21 protein-coding genes are annotated in these 20559 nt (G+C 69.9%); 16 read left to right on the top strand and 5 right to left on the bottom strand.

The window, feature by feature from the left end:
• Window positions 1-7 precede the first annotated feature (7 nt).
• From flgC to G9473_RS11010, 13 genes are read left to right on the top strand one after another with little or no spacing between them, the layout of a single operon-like run.
• On the top strand, window positions 8-400 hold the full coding sequence (gene flgC / locus G9473_RS11070; RefSeq protein WP_291138408.1) for a flagellar basal body rod protein FlgC: 393 nt from the start codon (window positions 8-10) through the stop codon (window positions 398-400).
• Window positions 400-774 (top strand): flagellar hook capping FlgD N-terminal domain-containing protein, encoded by a 375-nt coding sequence (locus G9473_RS11065; RefSeq protein ID WP_291133341.1) that lies wholly within the window; start codon window positions 400-402, stop codon window positions 772-774. Before flgC ends, G9473_RS11065 begins: the two co-directional genes overlap by 1 nt.
• 28 nt (window positions 775-802) lie before the next feature.
• Window positions 803-1615, top strand: a complete 813-nt coding sequence (locus G9473_RS11060; protein ID WP_291133339.1) for a flagellar hook-basal body protein — start codon at window positions 803-805, stop codon at window positions 1613-1615.
• A gap of 13 nt (window positions 1616-1628) precedes the next feature.
• Window positions 1629-2372 (top strand): flagellar basal body rod protein FlgF, encoded by a 744-nt coding sequence (locus G9473_RS11055; RefSeq protein WP_291133337.1) that lies wholly within the window; start codon window positions 1629-1631, stop codon window positions 2370-2372.
• A 12-nt stretch (window positions 2373-2384) separates the two neighbouring features.
• On the top strand, window positions 2385-3176 hold the full coding sequence (gene flgG / locus G9473_RS11050) for a flagellar basal-body rod protein FlgG (protein ID WP_291133336.1): 792 nt from the start codon (window positions 2385-2387) through the stop codon (window positions 3174-3176).
• Between the two features lie 11 nt (window positions 3177-3187).
• Entirely contained in the window at window positions 3188-3895 is a 708-nt protein-coding gene (locus G9473_RS11045; protein ID WP_291133334.1) for a flagellar basal body L-ring protein FlgH, read from the top strand.
• 11 nt (window positions 3896-3906) lie between these two features.
• On the top strand, window positions 3907-5025 hold the full coding sequence (locus tag G9473_RS11040) for a flagellar basal body P-ring protein FlgI (RefSeq protein WP_291133333.1): 1119 nt from the start codon (window positions 3907-3909) through the stop codon (window positions 5023-5025).
• Entirely contained in the window at window positions 5022-5312 is a 291-nt protein-coding gene (locus G9473_RS11035) for a rod-binding protein (RefSeq protein ID WP_291133331.1), read from the top strand. The genes G9473_RS11040 and G9473_RS11035 overlap by 4 nt, the downstream gene beginning before the upstream one ends.
• Window positions 5312-6655 carry a flagellar basal body rod C-terminal domain-containing protein gene (locus tag G9473_RS11030; protein ID WP_291133329.1) on the top strand — a complete coding sequence of 448 codons (1344 nt, stop codon included), beginning with the start codon at window positions 5312-5314 and terminating at the stop codon, window positions 6653-6655. Before G9473_RS11035 ends, G9473_RS11030 begins: the two co-directional genes overlap by 1 nt.
• A gap of 15 nt (window positions 6656-6670) precedes the next feature.
• Entirely contained in the window at window positions 6671-7588 is a 918-nt protein-coding gene (locus G9473_RS11025) for a flagellar biosynthesis protein FlgL (RefSeq protein WP_291133327.1), read from the top strand.
• Between the two features lie 33 nt (window positions 7589-7621).
• Window positions 7622-8485, top strand: a complete 864-nt coding sequence (gene motA / locus G9473_RS11020) for a flagellar motor stator protein MotA (RefSeq protein ID WP_291133325.1) — start codon at window positions 7622-7624, stop codon at window positions 8483-8485.
• A 4-nt stretch (window positions 8486-8489) separates the two neighbouring features.
• Entirely contained in the window at window positions 8490-9392 is a 903-nt protein-coding gene (locus G9473_RS11015) for a flagellar motor protein MotB (RefSeq protein ID WP_291133323.1), read from the top strand.
• 4 nt (window positions 9393-9396) lie between these two features.
• On the top strand, window positions 9397-10332 hold the full coding sequence (locus G9473_RS11010; RefSeq protein ID WP_291133321.1) for an inositol monophosphatase family protein: 936 nt from the start codon (window positions 9397-9399) through the stop codon (window positions 10330-10332).
• Here G9473_RS11010 and kdsA read toward each other — a convergent pair.
• Genes kdsA through G9473_RS10990 form a run of 4 tightly spaced genes read right to left on the bottom strand, consistent with a single transcriptional unit; the run spans window position 10305 to window position 14644 of the window.
• Window positions 10305-11153, bottom strand: coding sequence for a 3-deoxy-8-phosphooctulonate synthase (kdsA, locus tag G9473_RS11005; protein ID WP_291133320.1), 849 nt, complete (start codon window positions 11151-11153; stop codon window positions 10305-10307). The genes G9473_RS11010 and kdsA overlap by 28 nt on opposite strands.
• Before the next feature lie 13 nt (window positions 11154-11166).
• Complete coding sequence (locus tag G9473_RS11000; RefSeq protein WP_291133318.1) at window positions 11167-12474, bottom strand: hypothetical protein; 1308 nt, start codon at window positions 12472-12474, stop codon at window positions 11167-11169.
• The gene (locus G9473_RS10995; protein ID WP_291133316.1) at window positions 12471-13469 is read right to left on the bottom strand and encodes a KpsF/GutQ family sugar-phosphate isomerase; all 999 of its coding nucleotides are present in this window, start codon (window positions 13467-13469) and stop codon (window positions 12471-12473) included. The genes G9473_RS11000 and G9473_RS10995 overlap by 4 nt, the downstream gene beginning before the upstream one ends.
• On the bottom strand, window positions 13466-14644 hold the full coding sequence (locus G9473_RS10990; RefSeq protein ID WP_291133315.1) for a hypothetical protein: 1179 nt from the start codon (window positions 14642-14644) through the stop codon (window positions 13466-13468). Before G9473_RS10990 ends, G9473_RS10995 begins: the two co-directional genes overlap by 4 nt.
• A gap of 348 nt (window positions 14645-14992) precedes the next feature.
• Here G9473_RS10990 and G9473_RS10985 point away from each other — a divergent pair, with 348 nt between their 5' ends.
• Window positions 14993-17479 carry an HAD family hydrolase gene (locus G9473_RS10985; protein WP_291133313.1) on the top strand — a complete coding sequence of 829 codons (2487 nt, stop codon included), beginning with the start codon at window positions 14993-14995 and terminating at the stop codon, window positions 17477-17479.
• A gap of 154 nt (window positions 17480-17633) precedes the next feature.
• On the opposite strand, the gene G9473_RS10980 is transcribed toward G9473_RS10985, so the two are convergent.
• On the bottom strand, window positions 17634-18452 hold the full coding sequence (locus G9473_RS10980) for a flagellin (RefSeq protein ID WP_291133311.1): 819 nt from the start codon (window positions 18450-18452) through the stop codon (window positions 17634-17636).
• 317 nt (window positions 18453-18769) lie between these two features.
• Between G9473_RS10980 and G9473_RS10975 the strand changes: the two genes are divergently transcribed.
• Both G9473_RS10975 and fliE read left to right on the top strand, forming a co-directional pair.
• Window positions 18770-20176, top strand: coding sequence for a sigma 54-interacting transcriptional regulator (locus G9473_RS10975; protein ID WP_291133309.1), 1407 nt, complete (start codon window positions 18770-18772; stop codon window positions 20174-20176).
• Window positions 20173-20556 carry a flagellar hook-basal body complex protein FliE gene (gene fliE, locus G9473_RS10970; RefSeq protein ID WP_291133307.1) on the top strand — a complete coding sequence of 128 codons (384 nt, stop codon included), beginning with the start codon at window positions 20173-20175 and terminating at the stop codon, window positions 20554-20556. The genes G9473_RS10975 and fliE overlap by 4 nt, the downstream gene beginning before the upstream one ends.
• Window positions 20557-20559 lie beyond the last annotated feature (3 nt).

Here is a 20559-nt window from a genome sequence, read left to right as displayed (position 1 = left end):
GCGCGCCATGAGCCTGTTCGACCTTTCCACCCGCGCCATGTCCGCACAGCTGGTGCGGATGAACGCGGCGACCTCGAACCTCGCCAATGCGGGTTCCGTCTCCTCCACCGAGGAGGGCGCCTATCGCCCGGTCCGCACCGTCTTCGCCGCGCGGCTCGACGAGGCATCGGGTCTCGTCGGGGTCGAAAGCGCCGGGCTGGTGCGATCCGAAACCCCGCCGGTCAAGCGCTACAACCCCGGCCACCCGCTCGCCGATGAAACCGGCCACGTGTTCGAGGCCGGCGTCGACGAGACCGCCGAGATGGTCGAGCTGATGGAGAGCGCCCGGCAGTACCAGAACATCGTTTCCGCGCTGCAGACCGCGCGGCAGCTGATGCTCGACACGATAAGGAGCAAGTGATGGAGACCATCCCTCCCGGCGCGCAGGCCGCGCTCGACCGCCTCAACGCGCCTTCGACCATGCCGCGCGCCGACAACGCGCTCGCTGCCCTCGATTCGGGCGATTTCCTGCGCCTGCTGACGACGCAGCTGACGATCCAGGATCCGCTGGAGCCGGTCAACAACGAACAGATGCTCGCCCAGATGGCGCAGTTCTCATCGCTCGCCGCGACCACCGAGAGCGGGGCGACGCTGGAAGGCATTTCGGACAAGCTCGACCGGCTGATCGCGGCTCAGGAAGCCGCGCGCGCCGCGTCCGAAGCCGCCGCCGAGGCCGCCCGTGCCGCCGCCGCTGCCAGCGCTGCGGGCACGCCTGACGCACCCCCGGTCGCCTGATTTCCCTTCCGATAAGGAGTAAACGCCAATGTCCTTCTTCACCTCGCTGTCCGGCATGAAGAACGCCGAGACCGACCTGCGCGTGATCTCGCACAACATCGCCAATGCCGAGACGGTCGGCTTCAAGAAGAGCAACGCCGCCTTCGCCGACCTCGTCGCATCGGGCTCGAACACCGACCCGCGCAAGACGCCGGGGATCGGTTCGACCGTGTCGGCGATCACGCAGGATTTCAGCCTCGGCCCGCTCGAGCAAACTGGGCGCAGCCTCGATCTCGCGATCAACGGCGACGGCTTCTTTTCCGCCGCCAACCCGGTGTCGGGCGACATTTCCTTCACCCGCAACGGCAATTTCCGGATCGTCTCCTCGGGCGAAATGCAGGATGCCAACGGCAATCTCGTCCAGGCCCTGCCGGTGGATGCGACGGGGACGACGACGGGGACGACGCCCGGCTCGCTGGTGGTGCCGGTGACGAACGCGGCGGGCTCTTCGCTTTCCAGCGTCTCGATCGACGGCAGCGGGCTGGTTTCGGCGGCCTATTCGGACGGGACCAGCGCGCCGATCGCGCGGATCGCCCTGGCGACTTTCCCGGCGGCCGACGGACTGCGCTCGGTCGGGCTGACGAACTGGGTCGCGACCGGCGAATCCGGCGCGCCGGTCTATGGCGAGCCGGGCGTGGGCAATTACGGCCAGCTGCTGTCGGGCGCGCTCGAACGCTCGAACGTCGACCTGGCCGAGGAAATGGTCTCGCTGCTCACCGCGCAGCGCAATTTCCAGGCCAACGCCCGCGCGATCGACACCGCGACGCAGATCTCGCAGGCCGTGCTCAACCTGCGCTCGTAAGGGCTGACGGGCGATGGACCGCTTCATCTACACCGCGCTGACCGCGATGAACGCCGCGATGGACCGGCAGCGGGCGACGGCGAACAATCTCGCCAACGCCTCGACGCCGGGCTTCCGGCGCGAGGTCTTCGCCGTGACCCCCGCGACCCTGCGCGACGAGGCGACCCCCGAGGCGCGCGCGCTTGCAAAGGGCACGGTGCGCGGCGCGGACATGGCGGGGGGCAAGGTCAACCCGACGGGGCGGGCGCTCGACGTCGCCGTGTCGGGCCGCGCTCTCATCGCCTTCCAGGGGCCGGACGGGGGCGAGGTCTATTCGCGCCGCGGCGACCTGCGGGTCGGCCCCTCGGGCGTGCTCGAGAACGGCGAGGGCCGGCCCGTCCTCGGCGAGCGCGGGGTGATCAGCGTGCCCGCGGGCTTCGCCATCTCCATCGGCGCGGACGGATCGGTGCTCGCCTCCGACCCGGCCGCGCCCGCCGCAGAGGCCGAGGCGCTGGACCGCATCCGCCTCGTCTCACCCGAAGGCAGCCCGCTCGCCAAGGGGGTGGACACTTTCCTCAAAGTGCCGGGGGGCGGCGTGCTGCCGCCCGACCCGACCGCGCGGCTGACCACGGGCGCGCTCGAATCCTCGAATGTCGAGACCGCCGAGGCGCTGGTCCAGATGATCGAGGCCCAGCGCGCCTTCGAACAGCGCGCGCGGGTCATCCGCACCGCCGGCGAACTCGACGAGGCGGGCGCCCGCCTCCTCTCGCTCCAGTAAGGAACCAGACCAATGCCCACATCCGCCCTCCACGTCGCGCGCACCGGGCTCGAAGCCCAGGATGCGCGGATGCGCGTCATCGCCAACAACCTCGCCAATATCGGCACGACCGGCTTCAAGCGCGACCGCGCCGATTTCGCGACGCTCGCCTATCAGGAACAGCGCGTCGCGGGGCAGCAGTCGACCAACCAGACCGCCTATGCGGTGGGGCTCAATCTCGGGACCGGCGTGCAGGTGCTCGGCACCTCCCGCATAGAGAGCCAGGGGACGCTGAACGCGACCGGGAACAGCCTCGACATCGCCTTGGACGGGCCCGGCTATTTCCAGGTCGAGCTGCCGCCGGGCGGGCAGGTCGCCTATACCCGCGCGGGCAATTTCACCCTGTCGCCTCAGGGCAATCTCGTCACCAGCCAGGGCTATGCGGTCACGCCGCCGGTGCAGATTCCGCAAGGTGTGCAGTCGATCACCATCGCCCCCGACGGATCGATCAGCGCGGTCCAGCCGGGGCAGGCAGCGCCCGTCCAGCTCGGCCAGCTGCAGGTCGCCAATTTCGTCAACCCGGCAGGACTGCGCGCCATCGGCGACAATTTCCTGATCGAGACCGCCGCGAGCGGCCCGGCCGAGCTCGGCATCGCCGGGCAGCTGGGCCGCGGGCAGGTGCGGCAGGGAATGCTCGAAGGCTCGAACGTCAACGTGGTCGAGGAGCTGGTCGAGATGATCGAGGCCCAGCGCGCCTACGAGATCAATTCCAAGATGGTGAGCGCGGTCGACGAAATGCTGCGCAACGCCAACCAGACGCTGTGAGGCCGCTCCTGATGAAACCCACGATCACCCGCTTCGCCCTCGCGCTTGTCCCGGCGTTCATGCTCACCGCCTGCATAGGAGGCGGGCCGCGGCCCGGCTTCACCGCCCCGCCGCCCCCGCCGCTTGCAGGCCACCCTACCGCCGAGCCGGTCGCCAATGCCTACACGCCGCCGCAGGCGGGCCAGCAGGGCGCGATCTTCCAGGCGGCGCGCGGCTATGCCGGCCTGCACACCGGCACGCGCGCCCGCGCGCTCGGCGACATGGTGACGATCGTGCTGGTCGAAAGCACCACCACATCGAAAAGCACCACCGGCCAGACGGGCCGCGACGGCAGCTTTGCGCTCACCCCGCCGACATCGGGGCCGCTTTCCTTCCTCGATCCCAATGCCCTTAATGCGAGCGGCGAGGGGTCGTTCAATGGAGGCGGCAACGCCGCGCAGCAGAGCCAATTGAGCGGCACGATCACGGTCACGATCGCCGCGCTTCATCCCAACGGGACCGCCGAAGTCGTCGGGGAGAAACTGATGCAGCTGAGCCAGGGAGACGAATGGGTGCAGTTCGCCGGGCGCATCAGGCTGGTCGATATCGACGCCGACAACCGCCTGCCGTCCTCGCGCGTCGCCAATGCGCGGATCATCTATTCGGGCAAGGGCGCGGTGCAGCAGGCGAGCCGGCCGGGCTGGCTGTCGCGCTTCTTCAACTGGATTTCCCCGCTGTGAAGGAGCGCGCCATGACCCTGTTCCAACGCCGCCTGTGGATCGCGCTCGCCGCGATAGTCGCCGCGCTGGTCGCGCTCGCGCCCGATGCCGCGCGGGCCGAGCGGATCCGCGATCTCGGGCAGTTCGAGGGGCTGCGCGCGAACCAGCTCACCGGATACGGCGTCGTCGTCGGCCTGCAGGGCACGGGCGATGACAACCTCGCCTATGTCACCGAGGCGATGCGCGGCGTGTCCGGGCGGCTGGGACTGCAATTGCCGCCCGGCGTCTCGCCCAACTTGCGCAACGCCGCCGCGGTCATCGTCACCGCCGAATTGCCGCCTTTCGCAAAGCCGGGCCAGCGGATCGACATCACGGTGTCGACCATCGGGCAGGCGCGCGACCTGCGCGGCGGGGCGCTGGTGCTCACCCCGCTCTACGGCGCGGACGGGGCGATCTATGCGATGGCGCAGGGCAATGTCGCGGTCGGCGGGCTCGGTGTCTCGGCGCGCGACGGCTCGCAGCTTACGGTCAATGTCGCGACCGTCGGCCGGATCGCCGACGGGGCGACGGTCGAGCGCGCGGTGGCGACCGGATTCGATGCGGGCGAGAGCCTGCGCTTCAATCTCCACAACGCCGATTTCCTCACCGCCGCGCGGGTGCGCGATGCGATCAACGCGCGGTTTCCCGGCATGGCCGAAGTCGCCGACGGGGTCAGCATCGAGCTTGCCCTGCCGCCCGAACCCGACACCCGCGCCGCCCTGCTCGCCGAAATCGAGATGATCGCCGTCACCCCCGCGCCGGTCGCCGCGCGGGTGATCGTCAACAGCCGCACGGGGACGGTCGTCATCAACCAGGCGGTGCGCCTCGCGCCCGCCGCGATCAGCCACGGCAAGCTCGTCATCCGCATCGACGAGAACCCGCGCGTCGTCCAGCCCGAGCCTTTCGGCAATGGCGAGACCGCGCTGGAAGAGGACAGCGAGATTTCCGTCACGCAGGAATCCGACCGGGTCGCGCTGATGCCCGGCGCGGCCTCGCTGTCGGAAATCGTCGATGCGCTGAACCTTCTGGGCGTGGGCGCGGCGGACCTTGTCGTGATTCTCGAAAGCCTCAAGCAGGCAGGTTCCCTCCAGGCCGAGATGGTGGTGCTGTGATCCCGCCCGTCTCCCCCCTTTCGCCCGCGACGCTTTCGCCGGAACGGCGCGAGCTGCGCGAGGCGGCGCAGGGCTTCGAGGCGATCATGGTGCGCCGGATGCTGGCGAGCGCGCGCGCGGCGAGTTTCGCCGAGGACACGCCGCTCACGGGCGGGGGGATGGAGCAGTTCACCGCGATGCGCGACGAACACCTCGCCGAAATCGTCTCGAAAAGCGGCGCCCTCGGGTTCGCCCGGAGCATCGAGGAACGGCTTGCGCAACACTTGTCCGGGCAAGGTGAGGCGTAATGCCAACCGCTCTCATCAATATCGGCCGGACCGGCGCAGCGGCGGCGCGGGCGAGCATCGAGCTCACCGCGCAGAACATCGCCAATGCGTCCAATCCCGATTACGCCCGCCGCTCGCTGAGCCAGACCGAACTGGTCGGCAGCGCGACGATCGGCGTGAATTCGGCGGATTCGCTGGGCGGCGTGCGGGTGGGATCGATCCAGCGCATCGACAGCGAGCTGATCCAGCGCCAGGCGCGCGAAAGCGCCGCCGACCTCGCCCGGACCAGTGCGGAGCTCGACGGGCTGCGACTGGCCGAGACCGCGCTCGAGGAATCGCGGCTTTACGATGCGCTGGTCGATTACGAGGCCGCTCTGGTCAGCCTCGAAAGCGACCCGCTCGACCCGGCGTTGCGGACGGTGACTCTGGAGACCGCGCGCCAGCTTTCGGATACGTTCCAGTTCGCCGACAGTGCGCTCGGCAATGCGCGGCGGCTGGTCCAGGCCGAAGTCGAAGCGGGGGTCGACAATGTCCGCGGGCTGGCCGAGGAGATCGCCCGGATCAACCGCGAACTGACCGCCGCGCGCGAGGGGTCCGCCGGGCAAGCATCCCTGTTGGATGCGCGCGATGCCACCCTGCGCCAGATCAGCGAAGAATTCGGCATCGTCACGAGTTTCGATGACAAGGGTGCGGTCGAAGTGCGGCTGTCCGCCTCGCCGAGCCCACTGCTGGCCGACCAGGCGGGCAATTTCAACACGCTCTCCGCCGACCGCCAGACCGACGGTACCTATCGCTTCCGGTTCGGCGGTGTTTTCTTCGAACCCGATACCGGGGCGATGGCGGGGCGGCAGGCGGCGCTGGTCGGTCACGCGCGCGAACAGGAATCGATCGACCGGATCGCGGGCGCGGTGATCGCCTCGGGCAATGCGGCGCAGGCCGCCGGCATCGCGCCCGACGGGTCGCCCGGCCAGCCGCTCTTTTCGGGCACGCGGGCGGGCGATATCGGCATCGCTCTCAGCCGCGGCTCGGGCCTCGCCACGGCGGGCGCGGGGGCGGGCGCGGGCAGCCGCGACACCGCCGCGCTCGACGGCCTGATCGCCGCGCTCGGCGCGCCGGGCGGCCCGGTCGCCGACACCGACGAGGTCCTGCTCACCCTGTCGAGCCGCATCGCCGGGCTTTCGACCACGCGCGAGGGCCTGTCGATCATCGCCTCGGCGGCGGAGGCCGAGCTGCTCACCGAAACCGGAGTCGATCTCGATGCCGAGGCGGCGAACCTCATCCGGCTGCAACAGGCCTTCGAGGCCAACAGCCGTGTGATCCGCGTCGCGAGCGAGATCTTCGACACCATCCTTGCGCTCAACTGATCGGGAGGGTCCGCGATGAGTTTCGTCAGCAATTCCACCGGCGCCTTCTTCCAGCGCTCGCTGGGACAGATGGGGTCCCTGCGGGCGAGCCTCGAAAAGCTGCAGTCGCAGATCGCCACCGGAGAACGCATTTCGCGCGGGTCGGAAGACCCCGCCGCCGCCGCCCGGCTGCGCGCGCTGGAACGGCGCGAACGGCTCGCCGCGGTCGAGGAGGACAACGCGATCAAGCTGTCGCAGGACCTCACCTCGGGATCGATGCAACTGGCGGGCGTGACCGCGATCCTCCAGCGCGCGCGCGAACTCGCCCTGCAGGCGGCGAACGATACGACCGGGCCGGACGGGCGCGCGATCATCGCTCAGGAACTCGCCCAGATGGAGGAGGAACTCTTCACCCGCGCCAACGGCGTGACGCTGACGGGCGAGCCGCTGTTCGCCGGAACCGCGGGCGGGCCCGCCTTCACCCGCGATGCGGCGGGCAATGTCGCCTATGCCGGCAACACCGAGGAAGGCGTGGTGACGATCGCGCCGGGAACCGAGATCGCGCGCGGGCTCGACGGGCGGCAGGTGTTCGAATTCGACCTCGCGGGCGCGCCGACCAGCACTTTCGCCGTCTTGGGCGACCTCGCCGATGCGATGGCGGGCGGCGCACCGGATCCCGCCGCGGCCGCGCGCGCGGCGGTGGCCGGGCTCGACGCCGCGCTCGATGCCACCACGCGGGGGCAAACCGTCCTCGGCACGCGGCTCGCCTGGGTCGAGACGGTCCGCGACAACCAGGTCGAACAGGAAATCCTGCGCGCCGAACAGGCGTCCGAGGCCGGCGACACCGATCTCGGCGAAGCGATCGCGCGGCTCCAGCAGACGCTCACGGCCCTCGAGGCGAGCCAGGAAAGCTTCACCCGCGTGAGCTCGCTCACCCTGTTCAACGCGCTCTGACGCAGCGCCCGGTCCCGAAGGAAACCCGCCCCCATGTTCGCCGCCATCGGTCTTGTCGTCCTCATCGCGATGGTGTTCGGCGGGTTCATCCTCGCAGGCGGCTCGATCGGGCCGATCCTCGCCGCGCTGCCGCTCGAATTCATGATGATCGGCGGGGCGGCGCTGGGCGCGATCCTGATCGGCAATTCGATGCACGAGATAAAGCTCTTGGGCGGCGGGCTCGGCACGGTGTTCAAGGGGCCGCGCTACACCCACCAGGACCACCTCGATGCGATCGCGCTCACATCAAAACTGATGAAACTGATGCGGTCCGAAGGCGCGGTCGGGCTCGAAAGCCACGTCACCGATCCCGAAAGCTCGACCATCTTCGGCGAATATCCGCGCCTGCAGAAGGACAAGGTCGTGCGCGACCTCATCTGCGACCCGCTGACGCTGATGGTGGTGTCCTCCGGCACGCTCGACACCCACGCGGTGGAGGAAGTGATCGACAACGCGATCAAGACCCAGCTGCACGAGATGGAAGAGCCGACCCACACGATCCAGTCGCTCGCCGACGCCTTTCCCGCATTGGGCATCGTCGCCGCCGTGCTCGGCGTCATCAAGACCATGGGCGCGATCAACGAGCCGCCCGAAATCCTCGGCAAGATGATCGGCGGGGCGCTGGTCGGCACGTTTCTCGGCGTGCTGCTCGCCTATGGCATGACCGGCCCGATGGCGAGCCGGCTGAAGCAGATCAACGCGCACGACCAGCAGCTTTACCATTCGATCAAGCAGGTGATCGTCGCGAGCCTTCACGGCCACCCGCAGCCGCTGGTGCTCGAAGCCGCGCGCTCGGGCCTGCCGCCCGCGCACCGGCCCAAGCTCACCGACCTCATGGACATGATGCGGGGTCGATAGCGCCATGGCCGAAGCCGATCCCAAAGTCGCCGGGGACATTCCCGCGCCGATCATCGTCAAGAAGATCACGATCGAAGAAGCGGGCCACCACGGCGGGGCGTGGAAAGTCGCCTATGCCGATTTCGTGACCGCGATGATGGCCTTCTTCCTGCTGCTCTGGCTGCTCGGCGCGACCGAGGAGGACCAGCGCAAGGGCATCGCCGACTATTTCACGCCCACGCTGGTCAAGATGCGCCAGAAAAGCGCCGGGGCGGACGGGATGCTGGGGGGATCTTCCATAACCGATGTGGATAGCTATCCCAATGCAATGGGCCAGACCGGCACACGCGCCATCACGATTCCGCGCGGGGTGACGGGCGGGCCCGTCGAAGGCGGCGGGCGCGGCGAGATGGAAGCCGACGAATTGCGCGAACTGCGCGACGAGATCGAGGACAAGCTCGCCAGGCGCCGCGAATTGCAGCATCTCGCGCGGCAGGTGCGCGTCATGCGCGCGCCCGAGGGGATCCGCATCGACCTGATGGACGACGCCGAATTCTCCATGTTCGCGCTCGGCACGACGATCCTCACCGGCGAGGCCGAGGCACTGCTCGCGATCATCGGCGAAACGCTGGCCGACCAGACCAAGCCTCTGATCCTGCGCGGCCACACCGATTCGCTGCCCTGGCGACCCGGCGTGCCGGCGAACAACTGGTCGCTTTCCGCGGGCCGGGCCGAGGCGACGCGGCAGGAACTGATCCGCACCGGCATCCCGGCGGACCGCTTCGCCCGGATCGAGGGCGTCGCCGACCGCGAACCGCTGATCGAGGACAATCCCGAAGACCCGCGCAACCGTCGCATCTCGCTGCTGCTGCTCGATCTCAACGCGCGCGGGATGCGCCAGCGGCCCGACCCCGGCGCCTTCGACTGAACCAATGCCGTCTGCCCGTCCGATCGAGATCCCGCCTTCCCGGACTGCGCCCGCGCCCGCCTGCATGGCCGGGATCGAAGGCGCATCCGAAGGCGCGGAAGAAGGCCGCGAAGAGGCTGAGGAAGCCGGCGGTGGCGGGGTGCTGTCGCTTTCGCCCGCCATGGCCGATTGCCTGCGCGAAGCCGCGGATATCGCCGTCATGCCGCGCTTTCGCCGGCTGGCGGCAGGCGATATCGAGGACAAGGCGCCCGGCGAACCCGTCACCCCGGCGGACCGCGAAGCCGAGCGCCTCATCGCCGCGCGGCTTTCCCGGCTTCGCCCGGCCGCGCGTTTCGTCGGCGAGGAAGCCTGCGCGCGCGATCCCGCGCTGCTGCGCGATCTTGCGCGCGGCGAGGCGTGGATCGTCGATCCGATCGACGGGACTGCCAATTACGCTGCCGGCCGGCCGCCCTTTGCCCTGATGGCCGCGCTGCTGCGCGAGGGCGAGACGGTTGCCGCGAGCATTCTCGATCCCCTCTCCGGAGAGGCGATCAATGCCGAGCGCGGGCGCGGTGCGTGGGTTTCGGGCGAACGGATCGGGGCTGGCGGAAAACGGCGCGCGCTCGCATCGTGCACGGGCATCGTCAGCGGCCTCGAACGCCCGGCCGTAATGGAAGCGCGGATCGCGCGGCTGGGCCAGCGGGTGCGCGCGCTTGTCCCGACGCGGCGCTGCGCGGGCGCGGAATACCCGGCGGTTGCGTGCGGCCGTGTCGATTTCGCGCTCTACTGGCGCACGCTCGCGTGGGACCATGCGCCGGGTGCGCTGATCGTGCGCGAGGCGGGCGGCGTGGTCGCCCGGCTGGACGGCACGCCTTTTCGCCCGGCCGATCCGGGCGGCGGCGTGCTGGTCGCGCGCTCGCGCGCGATCTGGGATCAGGTCGCAGCCATGCTCGGGGAATAGGCCGGCCCTTTCGCCAGCCGGTCGAAGGCGGCGAGAGTTTCGAGCAGGTCCGGCATCGCGGTGAGGGGAACCATGTTCGGTCCGTCGCTTGGCGCGCGGTCCGGGTCTTCGTGGGTTTCGATGAAGATCGCCGCCACCCCGATCGCCGCCGCCGCGCGCGCCAGCGGGGCGACGAATTCGCGTTGCCCGCCCGAACGGCCGCCCTCGCCGCCCGGCTGCTGGACCGAATGGGTCGCATCGAAGACCAGCGGAAAGCCGCTCCGCGCCATGATCGGCAGGGCGCGCATATCGTTGACCAGCGTGTTGTAGCCGAAGCTCGTGCCCCTTTCGCACAGCAGGATGCGCGCATTGCCGGTGCTTTCGATCTTGGCCGCGACATTGCGCATGTCCCAGGGGGCAAGGAACTGGCCCTTCTTCACGTTGATCGCCCGGCCCGTGCGTCCGGCGGCCAGCAGCAGGTCGGTCTGGCGGCACAGGAAGGCCGGGATCTGGAGCACGTCGACCGCTTCGGCGACGCTGGCGCATTGCCCGGGTTCGTGGACATCGGTGAGCACCGGGCAGCCGAAGCGTTCGCGGATCTCGGCGAACACGTCGAGCGCGGGGGCCAGCCCGATGCCGCGCGGCGAGGAGAGCGAGGTGCGATTGCCCTTGTCGAAGGAGGACTTGTAGATCAGCCCCACGCCGAGGTCGCGGCACATTGCACTGAGCGCCTCGGCCGTCTCGAGCGCATGGGCGCGGCTTTCCATCGCGCAGGGTCCGGCGATGAGCGTGAAGGGCCTGTCATTGCCCAGCTCGATTCCCCCGATCGTAACGCGCTTCATCTGCCGTCTCCTTTCAGAAGGTGCCGTGCCGAGCGAGGATTTCGTCGACATCCGTGCCGCGCGCGGCGCTGAGCCGGATGCGCGCCTCGTTCTCGAGCGTGCGCCATGCCGCGTCTTCCACCTCGGGCCACAGCGCGCGGGGGATCACGACCACGCCATCGGCGTCGGCGAAAACGACATCGCCATTGGCGATCGCCACCCCGCCGATGGCGATCGGGCGGTTCATCGCGCGCAGCGTGCCTTCGAGTCGAATGTCGTTGCAGTGGCTCCCCCGGGCATAGACCGGAAAGCCGAGCGCGCGCACATCGCCCGTGTCGCGGGTGACGCCGTCGATCACCGCTCCGACCGCGCCCGAACGGATCGCGAGATTGGCGTTGAGATCGCCGAAATAGGCGCGCTCGCGGACCGGGTTTTCCACTAGGATGACATCGCCCTGGCGCACGAAGCGATAGGATTGCAGCGCGCCGTAAATGCCGCGCCAGCTGTCGGAATCGCGCGGGTCGACCGGGGCCAGCCGGAGCGTTTTCGCGCGGCCGAGAAAGCGGCCCGGACTGGTCGGGACGATCGATGCGGGCAAGACCGCCTCGATCCCCATCTCCTTGGCGATATCGGCCAGCACACCCGAGGAAAGCTGTCCGGCCATGGCGCGAAAGCGCAGCGCCTCCTCGGCCCGTTCGCCCGCCGCCACCCTTTCGGCAAGCTCGAGGTCTTCGCGCGTGTCGATATCGATGCATTCGCGCGGGTCGAGGTCGAACAGCAGCGGGCGCTCGCCGAAGCGGCGCGTGGCGGGTGCGCCCGTCTCGGGGCGCCGCACGATATACAAGCTCATCGCCTCGATCACGCGCTGCGGCAGGTCGACGCTGTTGGGAATGCGCCCCGTGCCGTATTCGGGCGCCGCGGCGTTCCAGCAATACTGCGCGGCGCGGCTGACGCCGACGAGGCTGTCGGCCTGCGGATCGTCCTGCAACGCCCGGATCGCGCGCGCGATCGTGTCCGCGGTGACGAAGGGGGCGGTGCAGGGCAATTGCACCCATATGTCCGCATCCGGCCGCTGGCTGCATTCCCAGGCGAACAATTCGTGCCCGTCGGCGTCATTGCCGGCCAGCCTTTCGGGCCGCACGAGGCGCGATACGGCGAGGTCTTCGGCGCAGGCGGCGATGTCTTCGCTTTCGGTGTCGAGGCACACTTCGTCGAGCGCGGCGCAGTCGAGCGCCTGGATCAGCTTGCGACGCACCAGGGGTTCGCCGTCGAGCAGGCTGAGATTCTTGCGCGGGACCCGCTCGCTCGTGCCCTTGGCGGGGATGAAGGCGACGATCGTCATGCCGCGCCCCCGTCGAGATCGTGCAGGTGGACCATGCCCTTCAACCGCCGGGCGGCATCGACCACCGGCAGGACGAGCCAGCCGGACGCATCGCTTGTCCGCCGGGCGAGGATATCGCCGATCGTCGCGCCCTCGCCGGTCACGCGAGGGTCGCGGTGCATCAGCTCGCCCGCGGTCACGCCCGCCATGCACCGCGCCGATTGCAGGTGGCGGCGCACGTCGCCGTCGACCACCAGCCCGGCCAGCACGCCGTTCGCATCGACCACGCAGGCCGCGCCCATGCGTTTCGCCGACATCACCGCGAGCAGGTCGATCAGGTCGGTGGAGCGGCCGACCACGGGCAGTTCTTCCCCCTGCCGCATCACGGCGGTGACCGGGACCGTCCAGCGGCCGAGCAGGCCGGCCGGGTGATGGCGCAGGAAATCCTCGGCCGTGAAACCGCGCATCCGGCTGACCGCCACGGCCAGGGCGTCGCCGATAGCCAGGTGCAGCGTCGTGCTGGTCGTCGGGGCCATGCCGATATGGTCGGCTTCGCCCGCGATCTCGGCCAGGATCAGGTGATCGACCGCCCGCGCAAGGGGGGAATCGCCGCGCCCGATTATGCCCACCAGCGTGCAGCCGCGCGCCTTGAGCAGGGGCAGCATCCGCAGGATTTCATCGGTCGAGCCGCTGTTCGAGATCAGGATCACGACGCCCCCGGGGGCGACCGCGCCGAGATCGCCGTGCGCGGCTTCGGCGGCGTTGATGAACGCGGCCGGCGTGCCGAGGCTGGAAAAAGTCGCGGCGATCTTGGCCGCGATATGGCCCGACTTGCCGATCCCGGTGAGCGTGATCGGACGGGTCTGCGCCGCGATCAGCGCGACCGCTTCGGCGATGCCGGCCTGCCGCGTGCCCAGAAAGCTGCCGAGCGCATCGCGTTCGCGCTCGATCACGGTGCGGAACCAGTCGGTCGCCAGACACTCGGCGGGCGGGGTGATGGCGGTGATCGCGTTCATGGCGTGCTTGGCATCCAGTCTTTTGAGAAGTGGGCGAAATTGCGTTCCCACCGCCCCGGATCGACCGGCTGTGCCGCCCGCGCCAGCAGGTCGTCGGCATTCAGGCGCGGATCGCACGGGTCGATAAGGTCGTTCGCGGCGTGGAACGCGAACCAGGTCCGGGCCGAGGCCGCATCGGGCGCCGTCGCCGCGCCGTCGGCGATGTCTTCGATAAAGCTTTCGAGATCGGCTGCGGCATTGAGCCAGTCGCCGGTGCGAAAGCGCGACAGGCGCAGCATCGGCGTGCCGTGGAATCCGGCCGCGGAATAGACCTTGGTGTCGCCCAGGATCACCCCGTCGGCGCGCGCCATCAGGTAGCTCGAAGTGCGTGTCGCGATCGGTGTCTTGCCGGGCAGCAGCCGCATATCGCGCCGGTGCGCGCGCACGGTCCTGCGCAACGCGCTGTTGTCGACATACAGGTCGTTGAGCGGGTGGTTGGTCAGTGCGAGGAACACGCGCCCGTCGAGCCGCTGGGCAAGCTCTTCGACGAATGCCGCGTTGGGCACGGCGCCGACCCGGTGCATGGTGTAGAAATTCTCCTCGTGCTCGTATTCGAGCGGCAGGAACAGGATCGGGCGATCGGTCGGTAGGTTGGCCCAGTCGCCGAGGTAGGCCTGCTGCGCCGGGTCGAGCGTCCGGCTGCGCTGCATCGAGCGCCAGAAGGGGTCGATCATCGCATCCAGCGCATCGCGCTCGTCCGGCGCGAGATCGGGCAGCACGCCGTGATCGAACGGGCAATCGGTAAAGCGGAAGCAGTCCGGGGCGAGCGCGAGCGGATCGGCGGCGCCTTCGGTGATGTGGCGCACGATCCCGGGAAACGCCCTGACCGTGTCGAAATCGGCCGAGCGGCACAGGACGTAATCGGGCGCGAGCGATTGCACGAAGGCGATTATCCCCTCGCGCTCGTCCGGGCGGGTGCGCAGGCTGGTGTGCCCGTCGCCCTGGACGATGTGCCAGCGCACCGCGGTGAGATCGGCGCACAGTTCCAGTTCGGTCTTGCCGATGCCGGTGTTGCGCCAGGGCGGCGGGGCGAGGACGTGGACCTCGTGTTCATCGGCGAGCAGCGCCATCATCGGCTTCACGATCCGCGCGAACCACCAGGGCGTGATCACGGGCAGGTAGAACAGGATGCGCATATTTCGTCCAAACCGCTTGTATCGGCGGGCCATTGCCCGGCCGGCTCGCGGCAGGGGTAGGGGCGCAGGTTTTGCCAAATCTTAACCATGACCCTCAGGACGCGGGACTAGGTGGCGGGGACCGGCAGGGGACCGAAAGTGGCTGGTTCCGGGCTGATTCCGGGCCGCATACGCGGCTCCATTCGGGCGTGCGCCGGGGCGTCGGCCGGTTCTTCGCGCACCCGGCACAGGCGACAGCTCCGCCATGTCCCGCCGGCCCGCATAGGTGGAAACCCGGCGGCGCGATCCTCAGGCGCGTTAACCATGCCCGGCTAGCCCTGCGCGACGCCGCCAGACCGGAGAGCTTCGATGAACCACACCATCCTTCCCGCCGACCTGCCCGATGCGCTCGACAGGGCGGGGCCTGCGACCGCCATCCTCTCGCTCGACTGTTTCGACACGCTGCTGTGGCGCGACTGCCATGCGCCAACCGATGTCTTCGCCGCGCTGGGCGGTGTGACCTACGGGCAGCGCATCGCGGGCCAGGCCAATGCGCGCGCGGCCGCGCGCACGCTGAAGCAGCGCGGCGAGGTCAGCCTGGCCGAGATCTACGAACAGGTGATTCCCGGCGGCTCGCCCGACGCGATCAGAGAGGCGGTGGACGACGAACTCGACGCCGAGGCGCAGACCTGTTTCGCCTTCGCCCCGACGGTCGACCTGATGCGCCGCGCGCGGGCGAGGGGAATGCGGATCGTCGTCGTCTCGGACACCTTCCTCACCTCGGCGCAGCTCGGCCGCCTGATCGAACGGGTCGCAGGGGCCGAGGTCGCCGGGATGATCGAGCGGATCTTCGCCTCGTGCGAGGTGGGCATCGCCAAGGCCGAAGGGCTGCTCGGCCATGTCGTCGCCGCGCTGAAATGTTCGCCGCGCGAGATCCTGCATATCGGCGACAACCGCAATGCGGATTTCGAAGGCGCGCGGGCGATCGGCATCCCGGCGCTGCATCTCGACCAGTTTTCCGATGACGTGCGGCGCCGGCTCCGGCTCGAGCGGGCCTGCGCCGACCTGCTCGATCTCGGCGGGGAAGGGATCGAGGGGCTCCAGCCGCATCGCGCGATCCTCGCCTGCGGCGAACCGGCGATCGATGATCCGGCGCGCAACCTCGGATACGCGGCGCTCGGCCCGGTGTTCCACGCCTTCGACCGCTGGCTGCGCGGGGAAGCCGACGCCCTGCGCGAGGCGCGCGGCGGCGAGATCCACTGGCTGTTCATGCTGCGCGATGCCCAGCTGCCCTGGCTCGTCCACCGCGCCGGCGGCGCGGCGGCGAGCGCGGCGCGCGTCGGTCTGAGCCGGGTGGTCGGGATCGGCGCCTCGCTCGCCTCGCGCGAGACCTATCGCCGCCACGTCGCGCTCCATTCGGGCATGGAGCCGGCCCGCTTCGCGCGGCAGATGCTGTTCACCGAGGAAGAGGTCGATGCCGTGGTCGGCGCGCCCGAAACCGACGCCGAGATCCTCGCCGCGCGCGAGGCGCTGGTCGCCGAACTGCGCACCGGCAGGCGCGAAAAGATCACCCGCCGCCGCGCCCGCGCGCTGGGCGAGCGGCTCGTCGCCCATGTCCGCGCGGCCTGCGATCCCCAGCCGGGCGACACGCTGATGCTGGTCGACCTGGGCTATGACGGGTCGATCCAGAACGCCATCGACGGCCTGCTGGCCGAGGCGTTCGATTGCCATGTCGCGGGCCGTTATATGCTGCTGCGCGAAATGACCGTCACCGGGCTGGACAAGCGCGGCCTGATCGATGCGCGGCGCTTCGGATCGGTGCTGATGCGCGGCCTGACCGGCAATTCGGCCCTGATCGAACAATTGTCGACGATCGAACAGGGTTCGGTGATCGATTACACCGACAGCGGCGATCCGGTCCACAAGGCGAGCCCGGTCGACCCGCGCCAGTCGGCCATGCGCGAGGCGGTGCAGGCGGGCTGCGTGGAATTCGCCCGCGCCGCCGCCGCGCCGCCGGTGCTGCGCACAGCAATGCCCCCGCACGCCGCGAGCGCGTGGCGCGACGGGGCGCTGGCCGCGCTCACCCGTTTCATGTTCCTGCCCCTGCCGGGCGAGCTCGAGGTGATCGCCCGGTTCGAACACGATTTCAATTTCGGAAGCGAGCAGATGGTTGCCCTGTTCGACAATGATCAGGCGCGCCAGGGCCTGCGTCGGCGCGGGCTGTTCTACATGAAGGGGGTGGAGCGTATGTTCCTCCCCGCCGAACTCGCCGGCGAGCCGATCGAGGCGCGGCTTTCGCTGCTGGTCCAGTCGGTGCGCAAGCTCGGCCTTACCTATGCCGACAGCATGGGGCGCCCGCTCGAACTCGATGCGATCCATTTCGACGCGCGCGATGCGACCACCCGGCGGATCGAGGCGCACACCACCTATGACGGCTTTCGGGTCGTGCGCCTCCCGCTCGTCCCGGGCGGGGGCGGGATCGCGATCGGGCTGGGTGCGGTGTTCGAGCTGGTCGAGATCGATTCGATCACGCGCTCGCCGATCGCCTCGCTCAAGGGCCGCACGGCCAGCCCGCCGCTCCCGGTCGAACCGATCTTCGACGGGATGGAGGAGATCGCGCCCGCGATCCTTGCCTGCCGCAGCCCGCAGGCCTCGCTCGTCATTCCGCCGAGCGACGCCCCGGACGCCGAAGGGACCGAGCCCTGCCAAGGGGGCGAGATGATCGAGATCGTCCTTCGACCCCTGCGTATGCGCGGGGAAGCGGTGCGATCCGTCGCGGGCGGCGCAGCGGCTTTGCCCGCCGGCCCTGCCGGCAGCGGCGCGTCCGGCGACGGGCTTTCGGTCACGGCCGCCTGACCCATAGCGGTCTATCGATACGCGCCGCCCGCCTCCGCGGCGCAGCGGGATGGGCCGGCGCCTGATCCTGCGCCGCGCACAGGCAAAAGGCCCGGAGCCTTTCGGCCCCGGACCCTTCTGCCACCCGCAGGTGACTGGCCGAGCGTATCGCCGCTTACCGCAGCAGCGACAGCACGTTCTGTTGCGACTGGTTCGCCTGGGCGAGCATTGCGGTCGAAGCCTGGCCGAGGATCTGGGCCTTGGCGAGCGCGGTGGTCTCCTGCGAATAGTCGGCGTCCTCGATGCGCGAGCGCGCGTCGGCGAAGTTGGTCGCGGTCGTCGACAATTCGTTGATCGCCGATTCCAATCGGTTCACACCCGCACCCAGCGAGGAGCGCGTCGTGTTGATGTCGCTCAGCGCGGCATCGACGTTGGTGATCGCGGTCGCCGCGTTCGTATCCGAGGACACGTCGAGGTTGGCAGCGCCCAGGTTGCCGCCGTCGATCGCGGTGCTGGTCAGCGTCACCGAACGGCCCGCGTCGAGCTGGATGTTGACGGTCACGTCCGAGCCGCTGGTCGTGCTGAACAGCGAGACGCCGTTGAATTCCGTGCTCGAAAGCACGTCGTCGATCTGCGCGGCGAGCTCAGTGACTTCGGTGTCGAGGAAGCCGCGGTCTTCGTTGTCGAGCGTGCCGTTCTGCGACTGGATCGCCAGTTCGCGCACGCGCTGGAGCATATTGGTCACCTGTTCGAGCGCGCCCTCGGCGGTCTGGGCCAGCGCGATGCCGTCGTTGGCGTTACGCACGCCCTGGTTGAGGCCGCGAATGTCCGAGGTGAAGCCGGTCGCGATCGAAAGGCCCGCGGCGTCGTCGGACGAGCTGTTGATCCGGCGGCCGGTCGACAGGCGCTCCATCGCGGTCGACAGCATTTCGTTGGCTTCCATGCTCGCGTTCTGGGCGCGCAGGGCGGAAATGTTGGTGTTGATGACTGACATTGATCGAAACTCCCGTGTGATCGGTGCCCCGTGTGACCGGTGCAGATGGGTCGGCAGCGCGGCCTGCCCGGGCGATTTTCGTCCGGGAAATCGCACCTGGCCGGGATCGCGGCTGCTGGGGCTAAGAGCGACCGGGCGGCGCGATCTTTAAGGGCGCCCCCTTCACCACCTCCCGCAACGGGCGATGCGGGCGAGGGCGCGGTGGGCGCCTGCGGCCCGGCTGTCGAAACGGCGCGGCTAGGGGCTCCTACGGGGGCTTAAATTTGCGACATCTTGGACGGGCTCCCGGCAATTCCTTTCCGGCGGAAAGGACAACCATGACTGCATCTTTTCTTGACGATACGCCCGACAGCGCCGGCCCGAACGCTGCACCGCCCGCTCCCTCGCGCGCCGCGCCGCACGCAGCCCCGCACGCAGCAGTCGCCGGGTTCGACCGGGTGCGCGCGCGCCACGGCGCGCTGCTCGAGGCGACCCTGCCACTACTCGGACGCGAGTGGCAGCAGGGGCGGATCGTGCTGGGCGAGGACGGGCGCTTCGCCTGTCCGCCCGGTGGCCGCACCGCCGACCGGGTCGAGATCGACCTCACCCACGGCGCGCCTTGCGCGCTCGCCGCGCTGTCCGAAACCCGCGTCGCCCTGTCATACGACGCCGCCGCGCCCGAGGCGGCGCGCCCCGCCATGCTCGCCGCCGCCGCGCGCGGGGGCTGGCCGGTCGCGGGCGACGAGGCGAGCCTTGCGCTCCTGACCCTCGCCGAACGCATCGGTGCGAGCGACATCCCGGTCCTGCTCGAAGGCCCGACCGGGACCGGCAAGGAAGTGCTGGCGCGCTTCGTCCACAACCGCTCGGCGCGCGCGGCCGGCCCGTTCGTCGCGGTCAATTGCGCCGCCATGCCCGAGGCGATGCTCGAAGGGCTGCTGTTCGGCCACCGCAAGGGCGCCTTCACCGGCGCGGCCGAAGCGCGCGAGGGCCTGTTCCGCGCCGCCGACGGGGGCACGCTTCTGCTCGACGAGATCGGCGAATTGCCGCTGCCCCTTCAGGCCAAGCTGCTGCGCGCGCTGCAGGAAGGCGAAGTCCTGCCGCTCGGCGCGACGCAGCCGATCAAGGTCGACGTGCGGATCGTCGCCGCGACCAATCGCGACCTTGCCGCCGAGGCCGCCGCCGGGCGGTTCCGCGAGGACCTGCTCTACCGGCTCAACGTCTTCCCGCTCGGCCTTGCCCCCCTGCGCGAGCGGCCCGGCGACATCGCCCCGCTCGCCTTCGCCATGCTGCTGCGCCACGCGCCGCGCCGCGAGGCCCGCGCCGCGTCCGGCCCCGGACCGTGCCCCGCGTGGATCGGCGAGGACGCGCTCGCCCTGCTCGAAGGCCACAACTGGCCGGGCAATGTGCGCGAGCTGGAAAACGTCATCCGGCGCGCCTTCCTGCTTGCCGGCGACGCGCGCGCGATCGCGGCGGAGCATATCGTCTTCGACCGCAGCGTGCGCGCGGTCCTCTCGGCGTCCGGCGAGGAGACGCCCGTTTCTTCGCCGGCCCGCGCGGCGAACGCCCGCTCGCTGTCCGAAGTCGCCTTCGAATCCGAAGCGCGCGCGATCCTCGCCGCGCTGGAGAGCAATGGCGGCCACCGCGCGCGCACCGCGGCGAGCCTCGGCATATCCGAGCGCACCTTGCGCTACCGGCTCGCCTCGATGCGCGAATCCGGCCTGCTGGCGGCGGGGGGTGAGGCATGAGCGGCATCCGTCCCGGCGGCCCGCCGTCCTCGGCGCTCGCGGACGTGCTGGCGCTCCGGCGCGAAGTGCTCGCCCGCAGCGAGGCGCTGCGCGAAGTGCGCGAGGCGAGCACGTCGGCCCCTGCCGCGCCCGCCAAGGCGACAGGCGAAACGCTGCCGGGCGCAGGCTTCGCCGAAACGCTCGGCAGCGCGCTCGAACAGGTCAGCGCGGCGCAGCAGCGGTCCGCGGATATGCAGGCCGCCTATGAACGCGGCGAAGTCACCGATGTCGCCAAGGTCATGCTCGCGCGGCAGGAATCGGGCGTCGCTTTCGAGGCCACGCTGCAGGTCCGCAACAAGCTGCTTTCCGCCTACCAGGAAATCATGCGGATGGGGAGCTGATAG

It is taken from the genome of Erythrobacter sp. (assembly GCF_011765465.1).
Classification (GTDB): domain Bacteria; phylum Pseudomonadota; class Alphaproteobacteria; order Sphingomonadales; family Sphingomonadaceae; genus Erythrobacter.
The sequence above is the reverse complement of the archived record's forward strand: the minus strand, read 5'-3'. Positions and strand labels throughout refer to the sequence as shown.